Raw genomic sequence first — 15,635 nt, 5'->3', positions numbered from 1 at the left:
TCGACGAAAGCCTTGCTATGATTGAACGTTCGATCATCTCTTTATTCGAAAAGCTTGCTAGCGGCTAGCGGCTAGCGGCTAGCCGCTAGCCGCTAGCCGCTTAAGCCAATTAATAATAAGTGCAACTCTTTTGATAGGCCATTACCCTAAGCCTGAATCCACAGAAATGGACCAGCTTGAGCCCTTCGGTGTGACTCTGAGTCGGTTTTTCGGAACTGATTTAGGTTTGACGGAGGGTCTATGGCTTAAATCTGGTTTCAGAGAGCCAAATATGACCTATTCCCTTTGTGGTTGAGCCTGTTTGGTCATTTTTGAGATTGTGAAATCTCATTTTGGGTATAGTGACCTAATCCCTTGTCTTCTAGAGCAGTTCCTTCAAGTAATATTCAGTGTGTTAGGTAACCAGATGTTCAGGTGATGGCGATCTCAAACTTTCTGATCCGATCAAGAGCCTCTAAGAACTTATCCTTATAGTGCCAGTGTTCTTCAAGATGCAGTATTACTTTTCTAGCTGAACGAGTGATATGTCCTGCGATCTGAAAGTAACACCGTCGAAGCTTTGGTGTGGTGATAACAGTTTCTGTAATAGCGCCTATTCGTGCAGTGAACCGTGCCAGGTTGTGTGCAATTGCACCAATGGCTAACCAGACCAGAGCCAACCAAACGGCATTAGCGTTCATGTATCTAGATGGAACATGATTCCATCTAGAACCTCCTTTGAGATCCTTGATGACTAGTTCGATCTGGGCATGTGCTCGGTGATCAGCCTCAAGGAAAAGCGTTTCGCCTTGTCGATCGGTAATAAATGCGTGATAGTCATAGTCACTAAATAGTGCCAGCTGAGACCCTGGAGTAGGCTTTGTTCTTCCTACGATAAGACGAACGTCTTGTCTATCTCTTGCAAATGCGCGATATTTCACTTCTGCTACATCAGCTCCACCTTCAAGCCAGTAGGGAATTGAAGTCCAGGCATCCTCTTGGATATCGGAGATGATACCTTTTAGTCTCTTGGACATCCGTGTTGTAATGCAAATGCGAACATCACCCGCACTAGCTGCGTCTCTAACGGCTCTTGAGTAGAACCCAGAGTCAAAACGCATGGTTATTTCACCAGTTGCTCCAGCGGCTCTGGCATTGTTGATTACCTGAGTTACAAACTCTCCGGCACCACGAGCGGTATTGGCATTGCCTTCACGAGTCACTATTCCAAGAATGTCACCTGTCTTGCCAACAGCTGCTAGGTGTGGGTGATACCCCCTTACTTTGGTATAACCAAATCCAGCTCCTTCTTTTTTGTTTCCATATACCTGACATATCGTGGAATCAACATCAATGGTGAGCGGCTCATCACCTGGACCTGCTCCAGCTAGCCAGGCTCGTTCTAGCAACAAAGCTGCAACTCGTTCAACATCTGCGATGTCACTGGTCTCAAAACTACGCAAGAAGACACCAAGAGTGGATGGTGCTGGCATTATCTGACCAAGGATAACTTGCGCATTTGGGCTTTCAAGGATTGCAGTGTCATCAATGCAATCACCACCGGCCAAGATAGATGCGACGATAGCCATAGCTTTTCTGCCAACATTTGCTCGTCCAGGACGATCCTCTAGGTCAATGTGAGAATCAAAGAGATCCCTAAGGCCAAGTCTCTCAGCAAGGGTGATAGGGAGTATTAACCCACTGTTGGAAACTGCGTTCGAATCGTCAAAGGTGACTATCAAACACTCTAAAGCACTAGTAGATGCTTGCATCTAAAAGGTGCTCCTTGAACTGATGGATTTGAAGTGTCTTCAAACATCATTCTACCAGTTCAGAGCACCTTTTCTATGCCAAAATCAAAGTTGAGCGGCTAAATTTTCGGTGGATCCAGGCTAAGTGTGACATTGGCTCACCTTTGCTAACTTCAAGAAACTCAAATTCTAAAAGAGGTTGAAGTTCTAAAATGGCTACCAGCCGCTTCTAAGAGACCTTTCTTGTGAATATTTTCATGGGCCATCGGCTCTAAATTGGTTATTTCTGAGCTGGTAGTGCGAATCTGGGCATTTGGAAGATCTCTGCATTCGTACTGGCTTGTCGTTGTCTATTTTTACACAGCGCCAAATTGTTAAATGGCAAATAATTCCTTTGTAATTGGGCTATGGTGAGACTTAGGAGAGCTTTCATTCTCAGGATGATGAGCTGAATTATTTTTTTAGAAGGTGCTCTATGAAGCTTGGTTTACAAATGGGATATTGGGGATCAAAGGCGCCAAGTGGCGCTCTTGAATTAGTGAAAGAAGCAGAGGCACTGGGGTACGATTCTGTCTGGACTGCTGAGGCTTATGGCTCTGATGCGCTGACCCCTCTCGCCTGGTGGGGTTCACATACCTCAAAGATCAAGCTGGGTACGGCGATTATGCAACTGAGTGCTCGGACTCCAACGGCTGCGGCTATGGCGGCAATAACTCTGGACTACCTCTCTGATGGTCGGTTCATTATGGGAGTTGGCGCTAGTGGCCCGCAAGTCGTTGAAGGTTGGTATGGAGCTCCATATCCCAAACCGTTGGCACGCACTAAAGAATATGTAGAGATCGTACGATCGGTTTTGAGGCGCGAAGGACCGGTCTCCTATGATGGTGTGTTCTATCAACTTCCATATGGAGGCGGAGAAGGTCTTGGAAAGGCTTTGAAGTCCACGGTTCATCCGCTGCGTGGCGATCTTCCTATCTTTTTAGCAGCGGAGGGCCCCAAGAATGTTTCACTGGCGGCACAAATTGCTGATGGTTGGTTTCCTTTTTGGTTTTCCCCAAAGAGCAATGATTTTTACTCATTGGCTCTTCAGGATGGATTTAAAGCTCGTGGCGAGGCATATGACTCTAGCAAGTTTGAAGTTATTTGTCCTATGCCCATTGTGATCAACGACGATATCGAAAAAGCCGCCGATGCCATTAGGCCCATGATTGCACTTTACATAGGTGGAATGGGCGCCAAGGCGAAGAACTTCCACGCTGATGTCTTCGTGAGGATGGGATACGAAGCTGAGTGTGCTCGTATTCAGGACCTATTTTTAGCTGGAGCTAAAGGTGAGGCTATGGCATCGATTCCTATGACGATGATCGAAGATGTGGCATTGATTGGTCCTAAGGATAAGATTCGACATGATCTCGAACGATGGAAGGAGACGGTAATAACTACCGTGGTCACAGGCGGCGATATTGACTCGCTCCGGACTCTAGTCGAGCTTATCCTTTAGCGCGATCAATCAATCAATTTCTTGAGATACCTCTATCGCACCTCTTTATCGAGGTTAGATAGAGGTATCAGTCGCTCATATTGTAAATGTTGAGCTACCTATCGATCTTTGGCCATCAGGCGTTTTGTTGGTTTGTTGTAATGATTATTTTGTGGTTTCATTTTTCCTATGGCGCCTTTTTAGGCGCCTTTTATTGCTTATAGTCCATTGAAATGAGTTCATCGTAAGGGCGGTGTCCCCAAAGGCATTTTGATAAGGGCGGCGATTGCCTTTGCAGAAGGGATGATCTGTAGTGTTCTAGCCCCATTATCATAAATGTAATTGAAGCGCCGGGCAAGAGTGAAGCGATCTTTGAGATCCAGGGTTCGCAGGTGACCCCAATGACTGGATATCCGCCCGTAGTGGGGGAGTCTCTCATCATGATGATCATCTCTCCAGAGGGCGTCACTTGAATGGCTCCGCAAGCCATAGGTTTCGATCGATCCAAATTGCTAATTGGCCTAAGTGCTAGATCTGGCATGAGGCGGATTCCTACTCGTGATATCTTCGATGAGATGGTAAATCGATTGTTGAGAAAACGCTCCGTAGTTTCGTCCGAGAAATATTTAATATCTGGACCTAGCATCACCGGAACTGATAACTCTTTTGATGTTGCCGTTTGGTTCATCTCAATATGGTCAAAGATGGTATTTTTTTTATTAATCTTTATATACAAAAGGTCATTTGAGCTAAGGGTCGGACCTATTTCACTAAGCGAATCAAATGAGGTAGATCCAAGCGTCCTATCACAGGCAAAGCCACCGGCAATGGAGAGGTAGACGTAGGCACTGTCTCCGCGATTTGAAATATGGAATACGTTGTTTTCATTAAGAGCCAATGTCGTATTGATAGGAACTTCATGGTTGTCGATTCTAAGGGTAGCTCCCTGTCCCACGACTGCCACATAGGCGCTTTTGGTGACCTTTACTTGAAGTGTTGATCCTATAGGAATCTCGATCGACGTTGCTTTGACCGGGTCATTGCCCAAAATCAAGTTTGACAAGCTAAAGGCTGATCGATCCATAGCCCCTGAGTTGGATATACCCAGATGGTTGAGGCCGAATCTCCCTAGATCCTGGAAGGATGGGTTACCAATGCTCTGTGTTACTACTCCAAATCGAAGGAGATTTTTGCCCGACGGAACTAGCTGGATATCGTCAGTATCAATTGGAGAGCTGTTTACGGTTATGGGTTTTGACTCGACCTCCTTGAAGGTGACTGTGTCACCTCGATGTAGTGCCATTGGAGGGTTATTTCGGATATCGAAGAATGAACTGGTCGCAGATCCGATTACGTTCCATCCGCCTGGGGTGGCAAGTGGATATATCCCCAGATATTTGCCGCCAATCGCCAGAGATCCTTTTGGCAGCTTTGTTCTCGGACTCTCGCGACGTTGAATATGAAATTTAGAACCTAGGCCATCTAGATAGACAAAGCCTGGGGCGAATCCAAGGTGAGCCACCTTGAAAGTGCTACTTGATAGTTCATCTCTAAGCTCGACAATGCTTGATTTAGAGCGTTCAAGGACCTCTTTTAGATCAAAGCCAGTGAGCTCGAATTCGATCTCGTGACTTTGCCCAACTTTAGAGATCTGCCAAACCTTATCGGTCACCTCAGAGAGTCCATGCAGATATTCGACTACCTTATTAGGGCAAGTTGATATGGTATCGAATTTTACAAGTACCTCGTAGCTCGTTGCGATTACATCGATCAACCAAGGGGGACGATCATGTAGAAGCCGCTCTTCAAAGTTAAAGGCTCTGTCGCTCGTTACGAGGAATGCGGCGTTTCCATAGGGCTCAACTCCTAACAAAAGGACTCGATAGGTATTTTGGCTTCGCGCAAGCGATCGCGTAAGTTTCGAGCCGCATCTATTGAAGCCGGGTTATCTCCATGGATACAGATCGAGTCGACCTCCAAGGAGATCTGATCGCCACTATCACTTGTAACTTGTCTCTTTGATGCCATCAGATACCCCTGAGTTGCTATCTCGAGCGGTTTCTCTAAGACCGCGTTTTCGTGACTTCTTGGCTTCAATGAACCATCTATCTGGTATCTTCGATCACTGAAGCCTTCTTGGAAGTACCTAACGCCGCGATCGTTTGCTCTTTTAGCTAGTGCACCCCTTGGCTGACCTAAGATTGCAAGGTTGGGATCGAAGTTTTCAATTGCCTCTAAAAACCAGTCAGCTATCTCGCTCTCGTTAAACATGTCGTTATAAAGCGCCCCGTGTGCTTTGACGTATGAGATCTTGACCTCCAACTGGTCGCAAAGCTTCTTCAAATAATGGAGCTGATCGGTGATCGTTTCTCTTAGTTCATTTTGTTTCAAATCAATCGTTCTCCGTCCGAAGTTCAATCGATCAGGGTATGAAGGGTGTGCTCCAACTGTTACGTTGTTATGCTTTGCAAGCGCCAACGCGCTCGAGAGTGATTCTAAATTTCCACCGTGGCCTCCGCATGCGATGTTGACGCTGGTCATAAGAGGAATTAAGATCGCATCGTTACTACAGGGTATATCATTTATGGTCTCACCGACGTCTGCGTTTAAATCCACATGGGTGAGTCTATCGGGAGTAATCTATTGATTTTTAGATTAACGACCCTGCTATGGCCGCTAATGAATGAATTGTTGTATTATGCGTCTCTTTTCTCTGATATCTTGCCCTGTCGAAGCAAACTAGAGGTCAAGACTTTGAGACAGAGGATTTGAACCAAGTCGAATAGTTATCTTGGCGGAATCAAATTTGATTCCAATCTCGACACCAATTTTGTCGTTTGTGTCGAGTATGTTCTTGGCAAATACTCTTTCATTATTGGTCCGGGCGGCCTCTTTGACGATTGCAAGTCCAAGGCCAGAGCCGGTTATGGGCCATGAAGTTTTAGCTCTATAAAATCTCTCAAAGATATTTGGTGGATCCTCAATTGGAATCGAGCTTCCGAAGTTTCTTAGGGCTACCGTGAAATTTGAGAGGTCGATAGTTATGGTTTCTTCACTGTCTCTGAATTTTATCGCATTCTCTAAAAGGTTCGAAATGGCCCGTTCGATAGTTCGAGGCTGAATGACCCAGACTTGTGGCGAGTTCCCTCGTACTTTAATATTGACATTGAAACGTGAACTTATTCGGCTGGCCACAGCCTCGCACGAGTTCATGATATCGACAGCTGATTTCTCTTCGTCTTCATAGCTAAGGCCAGCTAAGGCCAGTAGCTCCTTGACTAGCATGAATAGTTCGTTTGTCTCACCTAGTAGATCTCTTAGTATGCGCTCTCGATCGACATCTAGGATATTTCTATATCGGCTAAGCAATTTAATGTTGGTTCTAAGTGATGTCAAGGGTGTTCGAAGTTCGTGAGATGCGTTCTGCGCGAGGCGTGCTTGGGCAAGTCGAGAACGATACAGGGAGTCTAACAGTTGGTTGATTGAACGCGCGAGTCGACCGGTTTCATCTCTCCTATTTATATCAACTTGGATGCTCGAGTCACCTGTGATAGCGACTTCTTCTGATGTGCGGGTAAGTTCGTCGATTGGCTTGGTGATTGCCGATGCAACAAAATAGCGAGCAATTGCAAAGAGAGATGAGATCAACAAGCCAAACTCAAAGAGTCGCAGCTTCACATTCGAGAGGGAACCTAAGGTGGCGCTTGAGTTTAGCCCTATCTCGATCGCGCCTCCTGGAGTACTTTGTGTCAAAAGGCTGCAGATACACCACCCGATAGTGAAACAGTGCGAATCCACCGCTGATTAGTGGTGTTGGAGATATGAATGTCTCTCGCGGATACAGGAAGGCTAATCGATCCGGATATTTGACGAGTGATGCCAGCAGGGTTGATGAATTGGACGCTCGCTAGGTTGAAGAGCCCTCCCCTGGGCTAAATGGATTGTTTGGCTGTGGTCCGCTTGGACGCGTCGAGGGGGATAGTGGTGAGCCCTGGGAAGAATTGATAAAAGTGCGAGATGCACGACGTGAGAGGGTCGTAAAGGTATGCATCAGTGATTGGTCTATGGACGCACTGAGGTGGCGCGATGTGGCGCTGTATGAATAGAGAGCGACAATCGTGGAAGCTAAAATTTTAAAGCTGGCAAAAAGGAGGAGAAGTTTTATTCTAAGCTTCATATTGATTCCAGGACATATCCGACCTCCCCCGCACGGTCTGTAGGAGCTGACTTTCGTTAGGTTGTTCGATTTTTCGACGAAGGTAGCCAATGTAGACCGCTAGATTTTTTGATTGTGGTTCAAAGCCTGAGCCCCATATCTCAGGGTAGATAATTGAATGATCCAACACATCTCCGGTGTGTTTGGCCATTAGACATAGGATCTCAAATTCTGTCTTGGAGAGGTTGATCTCTCTGTCTGCGCGCCATACACGACTTGAAGTTTGGTCTATCGTCAAATCTCCAATGGAAATCATCGGTGATGTATTCACGAGCTGCGAGCGTCTTAGAAGTGCTCCGAACCTTGCGATTAGTTCATCAAGCGCGAAGGGTTTTGTTAGGTAGTCATCTGCTCCAGCGTCAAGGCCAGCGACTTGTTCACTGACCTGGGAGATGGTAGTTAAAATTAAGAGGGGGTTTTGTAGCCCCGTCTTCGAATTTCTCGGGTCGCAGATAGTCCGTCTAATTTTGGCATCATTATGTCAAGGATGATGGCATCTGGTGGTTCGTTTTCGATCGCCAAAAGGGCATCTTCTCCATCTTTGCACGGTTCTATTACGTACTCCTTTAGTCGGAGAACGGTAGCAATTGAGTCGCGAACGGCACGATCATCTTTGACTATCACTATCCTTTGGATTTGTTGAGATGCGATGCGATTTGTCACCTTTGATCTTTCACCTTTGAATTTGATCCTTGCAACTAGGGTTCTATCGCGTTTTTTTGATTGATAAAGCCACCATCGGATTGTCCTTGGTCTCTTGTTGAAATTTTCCGAAGTCCTATTCTGACTCTGGTTCCTCTACGACACGTCAGATAGCACCCGCTCGGCGTTTTAGAGATTATCGTTCAAATCATAAGGTGATATCAGCGTTGGTTAAGTGCTAGATAAAAAATGCGTGAACGATTGGTTAGCTCGTTTTTTATCACTTGACCAAAGAGATGGAAAGCTTGGCTGACTTGGTGGTTGCCGTTGTGCGGTCGACTTGCGCTCTATTGCAAAATGTAATCTTTTTCAGATAGAGCTGCCATCGGGCCTAGAACCGTCCGCTTGGTTGAAACCGCTGAAACTGTAACTTCCAGCAAGTTTGGCTAAAAGTTAATTTTCATCAGCAAGGTTGTCTTTGAATGATTGATTTTCCGTGAGCTAGCCCTTGATTTCCTGCTTGGATTACTTGGTCTGTTAATTTGGCAGTGTCTGGTTGATGTCCTATTAGTATCTATTCGGGCCTGTAGCTCAGTCGGTTAGAGCAGGGGACTCATAATCCCTTGGTCCCGGGTTCGAGTCCCGGTGGGCCCACCAGTTCATAAGCTATTTAGCTTTTCAGTGGCTCTTCCGTTTCTAGCGGGGTGACCTTTCGACATTTCCGGCTCATCGTACTTTAGCATGTTTGACGCTTTCGCTAAGTGACTGGCAGTAGGTTCAAGTGGTCCAAAGATTGCGTAAAAGTCACAGCTTCTTTGATTTTGAGCGAAATGATGGTGAAGGCGGCGCCAAGATGAAATTTTGTGAACAAAACACATAGCGCCGCCTTCACCCTCTATGAGTCAAACGAACACTCGCGTGAGCGATTACCAAGGTCTCCTCCAAGACGTTGCGCAGGGTGGCAACAGCATCGCACGTCGGCCTGGTCGGGCCGGGCATCGGGGATTGGCCGAAGCGCCGATGTCGGATCTGGGAGAATGAATCCTTCGTTGGCGACGTCCTCAAGATACGTAATGCTCCAATAGTGATGCTTTTGAGGGGCGACATACGGGGCGGATTTGCTCATGGGGTACGCAACAGCTTGTCCGATGCTTGTAGGGGCGATGCCGACTAGGACTGATGCAGTCGCTGGCGTCCCTCCATCAGGTTTCTAACTTTATCCACGTCAAACCGGTATTTTGACCCACGATTTTAGCCCCGAAAATGCAAGGATTAGATGCTGCTCGGTCAGGCCAAACCCCCCATTGATATTCACATGCATAGTTCACACTGCCATTATTTCGGCCGTGCATACCTAAGGCACGATTTACTGAATCCAGTTGTCGCCGATCGACCTAAGTATTGGCACCGGGCGCCCTCCCCTCGTCTCCTAGATTTATAGTGATGTTCCCGAAGACAGGTTCGCTCATCACTGAACATACCGTCATGTATTTACACGAACTTCCGCCGCGGTCATAAAACGGGTAAATCGAGTGTTGGCTAGAGCTTTGGGAAACATGTATCACTGAGTCACCAAATTCAAAGAATTAATCTAAGCCAAGAAATTCTGAAGATGCCATGGTGAATTTGTGTATAACGTGGGACATAGTCTACGAAAGGGTAATTGGTTCTGCATTCGGAAGACTCTATGCTCGCTCCAGATTGGTCACACCACGGCAGGTATTTGTAGCTATACGCTGATCGGCGACGTACGTAATGGGTAGGTGCTTTCAGGTTTGCCAGCGCGCGAGCATGGTGTTTAGGTGGGCCACATAATTACGAAGCATCCGTTACCATGGTGTGTGAAGCGAGGGCGAGTGACGTTGGAGGCATAACTTCGGTTCACGTGGTTGTCTTTCTCGGTCTGGAGACTTGATGCGGCCTCGGCCTGGAGTGGTGAACCCCATGTGTCCACCATCAACCCTGCACCAATCGATGCCCGCAGATGTAGACAAGTGAGCTAAACTATTCCTATGTCTGAAAATGTAGACAGGGAGTACGTGATTCGGGGCGCCCAGTCCTTCGGGATGGCACTGCGTGAATTTCGCCTTCGTCGTGGAGTGACTCAGGCTGAACTAGCAAAGACTTCAGGGTTACATCGGAGTTATCTTTCAGAACTTGAGCGCGGTTCCACCACTGAAGCCGTGCGCTATCTTGTCTTGGCCTGCCGTGCACTCGATTTGGAGATCGTCGTTCGACCACGGGAAGGAACTCGTAAGGATGGAGCTTGAGGTATGGCTTAATGGGACACACGTTGCCATGCTCAGCGAGAATCGTAGGCAGATGACGATGGCCTACACTGGTGAGGCTCATCCTGTCGGCGCTCCTCTTGTATCGGTGGCAATGCCGGTGGGTGCTGGACGATACTCAGATCCCAAGGTGCGGGCGTTCTTCCGTGGTCTGCTACCCGAAGGGGAGGCTAGAAGGATGCTGGCCTACGATTTTGGTCTCGATGAGTCTGATGACATGGGCCTCCTCGCTGTATTGGGAAAAGATTGCGCCGGTGCGCTCATGGTGCAACCAAAAGGGGACGGAGCAGCATTAGTGGCAGGAGCTTCAACGAAGGATACTGTCGATGATGCTGAGATAGAGCGACGGTTGCGGGCGTTGCCAGTGCATCCGCTTGGAGTGGATGGACATATACGGGTCTCGCTCGCCGGAGTCCAATCCAAGCTGTTGCTATCCAGGCTTGAAGATGGACGCTGGGTGCTACCTGCTGATGGTGTCGTGTCCACCCATATTCTCAAACCGGCACATCGCGATCTACCGAACTCGGTGGTGAACGAGGCGTTCTGTATGAACCTGGCGGCAAGGTCGGGACTAAAAGCGGCTCGCACTACCATTTTGTCTTTTGCTGGGACTAAAGTACTCGTGTCTGAGCGCTATGACCGACGACGGGAAGTAGGCGGTATCCGGCGGATGCACCAAGAAGATGCCTGTCAGACCCTGTCAGTACTCACGATTGTCCCTGAGCACAAATACGAAGAGTTTGGCGGGCCAACTCTGGTCGGGATTGCCAGGTTGCTTGAGCAGTGGGGGGATGCCCAGTCAAAAGAGGAGCTGTTGCGCCAGATTGCTATTCATGTGATTGTCGGCAATGCCGACGCTCACGGCAAGAACGTCTCATTTTTTCACCAAGAAGATGGGACGGTATGTCTGGCTCCGGTCTATGACATCATGAGTACCGAGTACTATAGAACAGCCTACGCACGTTCAATGAGTCGCACGCTTGGCCTTTTCGTGAATGCGAAGCGCAATATCAACGAAGTCACTGTCGAGGACCTCGTGTCCGAGGCGGAGCGTTGGGGAATGAGATATAGGACTGCACAGTCGGTGTTGACCCAACTCCTAGAGAGACTCCCTAATGCTTTGGATCAGGCTGCTAGAGATGTCCCCGAGGTGCCGCAAGCGCTTATTGAACTGGTGCAGGAGAGGATAACCAGTGCACGGGCCGAAGCTGCTCGGCTTGGTCAATGACTGCCTTGACGGAGCGAAATCTTCGATGGTGTTGCCAAGGGGTCGAAATCTCTCCACTGATTATCGGATCGTGCAAGCGAGGCAGAGGTTCTTAGAAGGGGCAGTTACTGGGCTGCGATCAACATCGAGGTACGGTGTGTACGGATGCGTCCATTTGTCGATTCACGCAGGGGTTGGATCACCAACAGGGGACTGTGCAGACGGAATTCTCACCCAAAAATGTCGTTCACGTTCCAATGGTTCATAGATATAGAGCAGATACCAACAGGAGAATCTAATCCATGTTTTTGTGTGTGGCGGTAGAGACTACGTGGACGCAGATGCAATCCGCGAAAGCCTTAAGTAGTTAGAAGTAGTAGTGCCTAACGAAATAATAATTTACGGTGCCGATGCATTGGTGGGCTTTCTTGCTGGAACGCTGGGATCGCATGTTGAGGTGGGTCTTGCCGACTGCGTTCGGCACGGAAAGGCTGCGGGTCTCGTATGGAATCAGGAGATGCTCGACAGTGGAACAGATCTCGCGATTCCCTTCCAAGGTGAACGAGGGACGTAGGACCTGATGAATAGAGTTGAAAGCGCGGATGTCCCGATTGTTGTTGCCTCGTCAGGATCGCACTTTAACCCGGTCGGACTAGGCCGTTCTGGCAATTGGCTGTTCGGAAAACCCCGGATGACTTCTACAACTGGCTGTTCGAAGGCAGGACAGCAGTGGTCATGCGATCCATTTAAACCGAAAAGCAAGTGGATGGTGTTCGGGTACGAACAATAATTTAAACACGGTTGATCAATGCTTAAGAGGATTTACACGTCAACTTTACCCAAGTGCGCACCCAACAATTTTGTCCGAGAATGTCCAGCCCAGTCCGAGGTTGTCTCAGCACCCTAGCCCAAACCCCTCAATGAGATGCAAAAATGAGACGTACTCGGGCAAATTGGCTACCAGCTCGGACACTTTGTGAACGCCTCATTATCCCTTGGTCCCGGGTTCGAGTCCCACCGGACCTACTACATATATGCCATGCAGAGCCAATTAAGTTGTAGGGTTTGGTCAGCTGTGACCATGGCGGACCCAGCTTTTCGAGTGTACTAGGGATGCATGTGGGATCCAACCACCCTCTGGTTCCTGAGCCATGATTTTCAGTTATTTCCGAAATTTGGTCACCAGTGTCGAGTTCAAAGGTCAAGTCAGTGCCTGGAGTCATTTGTTGGCTCACTTACTCTGAGTTATACGCACTTGAGATGGACAATTGATCCGTTCGTTAATATGAACGGATATGGCAATAATTGCAATAAATGTGGTAAAAGAGTTCGTTATTCGGTACACTATTGTCATGACGACGCTTGATGTACTTTTGGAGATTGCTATTCAGCAACACGGATATGTGACAGTAGCGGATGCTCGAAGAGTCGGAGTTGACCCTCAGCGCCTTCGGGCGCTTGCATTGCGAGGTCGTGCTGAACAACGAGAACGAGGTCTGTACCGTATTTCCTTAGTACCGCATCGCCCTCACGACAACTACGCTGAGGCGGTTCTTCTAGGTGGAGATCATGGTGCTCTCGCTGGCGAAGCCGCTCTTGACCTTTGGGACCTTGCTGACGTTAATCCACGTCGGATCGAAGTCATAGTACCCCCGGGTCTGCGGATACGACGAATTCGAAAGGACATCGTTTTCTTGAGGAGAGATGTTCCAAGAGACCAAATTGACGAAGTAGATGATATCCGGGTCGTCTCTCCCTCTCTTGCCATTGAGATTGCCATGGACGAGGGTGTTGACGGCAGCCTTATAGATCAGGCCATTACAAATGCCAGTCGGCGTGAACTAATAGGGACCCGTCGTGCGGCAAGACTTTTGGCAGCTCTTGATGATAAGGAGAGGGGGCTAAGTGAGCGAAAGTGATCGGATTCCAGGCAATAGACAGCATTTGGAACGATTAATTGATGTGTGGGCGCGAGAAGGATTCGAACTCGGACAGAGTCGCTTGCGACGTCTTTTGGGATTTACGGCTATCGCGGCAATGCTTGACGGACTACCTGGAGAAGATGGCAGGGCAAGACTCGTCATTAAGGGTGGCGCAGGACTGCAGTTACGTCTTGGCGATCGGGCGCGTACGACCAGCGATCTTGATACCGCATTTCGCGGAGATATCATTGAAGCGCGTGGTCTTCTTCGGTCCGCGCTTAAGAGAGGTTGGTCTGGGTTTGAGGGCGTGCGCTCTGACGAAGTAGAGATCACTCGCGCTGGAATAACTCCTCCACCACGGAGGGCAAGGATAAAGTTGGCGTACAAATCCAAACCCTTTTCGACTGTAGCATTCGAGATGTCGGCAGCAGAAGGCGCTAGCCTGGATTCCCCGGAATATCACAGGGTGGCGATTTCCCTAGCTCCGGTTCAGTTGCCTGATCCTGGGAAGATTGCATTTCTGCCAGCAAGGTACCAGATTGCTCAAAAATTGCATGCATGCACCGAGCCACCTACAGATGATCATCCGAACATTAGAGTCAGGGACCTTTTTGACATTCTCTTGATAGCGGAATTAGTTGAACTGGAGGAGTATCCAGCTCTCTCGGCTGCTTGTAGGGAGATTTTTGAACTCCGGGGTAGGCACTCCTGGCCACCGGTACTTTCATAGCAGCCGTCGTGGCGAGAAACCTGGCGACGTCTTGCAGAGGACGGGCAGGTCGGGTTGACATTTGAACAGGCATTTGCTGCTGTCGTTGATTTGATCGGGAGAATCGAGACGGCCTAGGCTTACCCAACTTGCCGGTGCGAAACCACAACTACAACTATAAATATGACGAGGACGGCATTTCCGACTTGTTCTTAGCTGAATGTGGGTCAAGAAGTTTCGATTGAGAGGTTGTTGACTTCCCGAGTTTTCGTCTACTCAGGTGGCTGAAAAGGCAAGCCTGTCCACCTAACAATTCACCTAACAAATGTGTCTGAGAGCGTAACATTCAGTTTCACGGAGTCCCAATGGTCTTTAGATTGTAAAGCTGTTAACTGCAATTGTGGGACATTATGCGACACTATGACTACTAGCTCGGACACTTAAACTGGATTGAAGGTTGTCCAAAGTCCGTTGATACGTTCCGAGCGTCCGGAAGTGTCCTATGGCGTTTTTCGTAAGGGATGCTGTAGTGAGTGCAGCACTGTGCAAGAGTGAACCCTTCCTCGCCCTTAACGATGTTTCTCGCCTAGGAAAGCGTGTTGGCACTAGCGGCAGGTTGAAAATAATCTACTTTCGCCAATCTCATCTCGTTAGTTATGAAGCGAAGATCGAACGGTAAATTGTGGCCGACGAGAACATTGGTCATTGCCAGGGCAGAGATCCAGTTTGCCGTAGCAGCGAAGGAGTGGGCTCTAGTTAGCACCTCGTTGGTTATGCCGTGAACGTGCGCCGCTCGCACCAGAGTGTGTCAATCTGGTAGAGACTGGCGTACTCGGCTGTGGTCCTGAAAGTGCTGTCGAGCCAAACCGTTTCGATGAGACGGTCTTTCTAGCGCTGAAGCCGGTTGTCTCCGTGTCCAGAATGAGGTACCCGAGAGATCCAGCGTGATTGACCGGTGTCTCCGGCTTTGGTGCATGCCGGGTAAGGAGGCTCGTTGACAAAGGGTTAACCCGTGACGGCAGTTGTGTCACTGGCAAGTGCCAAATGGCGCGTTAGCTGTTCTGTGCCAGCCCCAAGTCCGATTGGGCGAGCCCGACCTCAGCAGCACTCAGCGGCTCATCACCGGTACTTGCTGCAGCTTCCATGCGCCTGCGTTCGTCGCGGACCCACGGGTACAGTGAATCTTCGGCGATAGAGAACTCTTTGGCGACCTCTGCCACGCTTCTCCCTGAGTCAATTACTCGATGTGCAGCCTCAGTTTTGAACTCCAGCGTGAATTTCCGCCTCGTTGCTCCCATTGTGACATCCTCTCCACCAACATCGTAGGTTGGCATAAAAGGTGTCTACAGAAACTGGGGAACCTCAATGGTTGCTAAATGTGCAGCTGACATCAGTGAGGACAACAGCCTGATCGTTTCTATCTGGGAAAGATCGTATTTTC

General features: G+C 48.6%; 13 protein-coding genes, 1 tRNA gene and 1 pseudogene. 8 read left to right on the top strand and 7 right to left on the bottom strand.

The features are described 5' to 3' along the window. Window positions 1-410 precede the first annotated feature (410 nt). Window positions 411-1,751 carry an IS1380 family transposase gene (locus tag AXFE_RS07780; protein WP_052605327.1) on the bottom strand — a complete coding sequence of 447 codons (1,341 nt, stop codon included), beginning with the start codon at window positions 1,749-1,751 and terminating at the stop codon, window positions 411-413. A 454-nt stretch (window positions 1,752-2,205) separates the two neighbouring features. Between AXFE_RS07780 and AXFE_RS07775 the strand changes: the two genes are divergently transcribed. Continuing rightward, on the top strand, window positions 2,206-3,231 hold the full coding sequence (locus tag AXFE_RS07775; protein WP_052605326.1) for an LLM class F420-dependent oxidoreductase: 1,026 nt from the start codon (window positions 2,206-2,208) through the stop codon (window positions 3,229-3,231). A 190-nt stretch (window positions 3,232-3,421) separates the two neighbouring features. On the opposite strand, the gene AXFE_RS07770 is transcribed toward AXFE_RS07775, so the two are convergent. The 4 genes and pseudogenes from AXFE_RS07770 to AXFE_RS21375 all read right to left on the bottom strand — a co-directional run bounded on the left by AXFE_RS07770 (window position 3,422) and on the right by AXFE_RS21375 (window position 8,062). Beyond that, window positions 3,422-5,083, bottom strand: coding sequence for a 5-oxoprolinase subunit B/C family protein (locus tag AXFE_RS07770; protein ID WP_052605325.1), 1,662 nt, complete (start codon window positions 5,081-5,083; stop codon window positions 3,422-3,424). Then, window positions 5,077-5,826: a 5-oxoprolinase subunit PxpA gene (pxpA, locus tag AXFE_RS07765; protein WP_052605324.1), complete on the bottom strand. Its 750-nt coding sequence runs from the start codon at window positions 5,824-5,826 to the stop codon at window positions 5,077-5,079. Before pxpA ends, AXFE_RS07770 begins: the two co-directional genes overlap by 7 nt. 123 nt (window positions 5,827-5,949) lie before the next feature. Next, complete coding sequence (locus tag AXFE_RS07760) at window positions 5,950-6,963, bottom strand: HAMP domain-containing sensor histidine kinase (protein WP_052605323.1); 1,014 nt, start codon at window positions 6,961-6,963, stop codon at window positions 5,950-5,952. A gap of 420 nt (window positions 6,964-7,383) precedes the next feature. Beyond that, a pseudogene (locus tag AXFE_RS21375) lies at window positions 7,384-8,062 on the bottom strand (response regulator transcription factor). A gap of 586 nt (window positions 8,063-8,648) precedes the next feature. On the opposite strand from AXFE_RS21375, the gene AXFE_RS07745 reads away from it, so the two are divergent. From AXFE_RS07745 to AXFE_RS07720, 7 genes are all read left to right on the top strand, one after another. Continuing rightward, a tRNA-Ile gene (locus tag AXFE_RS07745) sits at window positions 8,649-8,725 on the top strand. Window positions 8,726-8,931: 206 nt separating this feature from the next. Continuing rightward, on the top strand, window positions 8,932-9,153 hold the full coding sequence (locus AXFE_RS20740) for a hypothetical protein (RefSeq protein WP_152625938.1): 222 nt from the start codon (window positions 8,932-8,934) through the stop codon (window positions 9,151-9,153). A gap of 927 nt (window positions 9,154-10,080) precedes the next feature. Further along, window positions 10,081-10,338 carry a helix-turn-helix domain-containing protein gene (locus AXFE_RS07740; protein WP_052605321.1) on the top strand — a complete coding sequence of 86 codons (258 nt, stop codon included), beginning with the start codon at window positions 10,081-10,083 and terminating at the stop codon, window positions 10,336-10,338. Next, window positions 10,328-11,584 (top strand): HipA domain-containing protein, encoded by a 1,257-nt coding sequence (locus AXFE_RS07735; RefSeq protein ID WP_052605320.1) that lies wholly within the window; start codon window positions 10,328-10,330, stop codon window positions 11,582-11,584. Before AXFE_RS07740 ends, AXFE_RS07735 begins: the two co-directional genes overlap by 11 nt. A gap of 358 nt (window positions 11,585-11,942) precedes the next feature. After that, window positions 11,943-12,137 carry a hypothetical protein gene (locus AXFE_RS07730; RefSeq protein ID WP_052605319.1) on the top strand — a complete coding sequence of 65 codons (195 nt, stop codon included), beginning with the start codon at window positions 11,943-11,945 and terminating at the stop codon, window positions 12,135-12,137. Between the two features lie 721 nt (window positions 12,138-12,858). Then, window positions 12,859-13,482 (top strand): type IV toxin-antitoxin system AbiEi family antitoxin domain-containing protein, encoded by a 624-nt coding sequence (locus AXFE_RS07725; RefSeq protein ID WP_052605318.1) that lies wholly within the window; start codon window positions 12,859-12,861, stop codon window positions 13,480-13,482. Then, entirely contained in the window at window positions 13,469-14,215 is a 747-nt protein-coding gene (locus tag AXFE_RS07720) for a nucleotidyl transferase AbiEii/AbiGii toxin family protein (protein ID WP_052605317.1), read from the top strand. The genes AXFE_RS07725 and AXFE_RS07720 overlap by 14 nt, the downstream gene beginning before the upstream one ends. Window positions 14,216-14,780: 565 nt before the next feature. On the opposite strand, the gene AXFE_RS21370 is transcribed toward AXFE_RS07720, so the two are convergent. Together AXFE_RS21370 and AXFE_RS07715 are read right to left on the bottom strand one after the other, a co-directional pair. Then, the gene (locus tag AXFE_RS21370; RefSeq protein ID WP_160291774.1) at window positions 14,781-14,993 is read right to left on the bottom strand and encodes an exonuclease domain-containing protein; all 213 of its coding nucleotides are present in this window, start codon (window positions 14,991-14,993) and stop codon (window positions 14,781-14,783) included. 253 nt (window positions 14,994-15,246) lie between these two features. Then, a complete protein-coding gene (locus tag AXFE_RS07715) occupies window positions 15,247-15,492 on the bottom strand; it encodes a transposase (RefSeq protein WP_160291773.1) in 246 nt (81 codons plus the stop codon). Window positions 15,493-15,635: the final 143 nt, after the last annotated feature.

It is taken from the genome of Acidithrix ferrooxidans (assembly GCF_000949295.1).
Taxonomy (GTDB): domain Bacteria; phylum Actinomycetota; class Acidimicrobiia; order Acidimicrobiales; family Acidimicrobiaceae; genus Acidithrix; species Acidithrix ferrooxidans.
Note: the sequence above shows the minus strand (reverse complement) of the source record. Positions and strands in the feature narration are given on the sequence as shown.

Bases quoted from the DNA above. Each gene is read 5' to 3' on its own strand.
- AXFE_RS07740 (WP_052605321.1), top strand. From the start codon at position 10,081: ATGTCTGAAAATGTAGACAGGGAGTACGTGATTCGGGGCGCCCAGTCC.
- AXFE_RS07780 (WP_052605327.1), bottom strand. From the start codon at position 1,751: ATGCAAGCATCTACTAGTGCTTTAGAGTGTTTGATAGTCACCTTTGAC.
- AXFE_RS07775 (WP_052605326.1), top strand. From the start codon at position 2,206: ATGAAGCTTGGTTTACAAATGGGATATTGGGGATCAAAGGCGCCAAGT.
- AXFE_RS07715 (WP_160291773.1), bottom strand. From the start codon at position 15,492: ATGGGAGCAACGAGGCGGAAATTCACGCTGGAGTTCAAAACTGAGGCT.
- AXFE_RS07735 (WP_052605320.1), top strand. From the start codon at position 10,328: ATGGAGCTTGAGGTATGGCTTAATGGGACACACGTTGCCATGCTCAGC.
- AXFE_RS07725 (WP_052605318.1), top strand. From the start codon at position 12,859: ATGGCAATAATTGCAATAAATGTGGTAAAAGAGTTCGTTATTCGGTAC.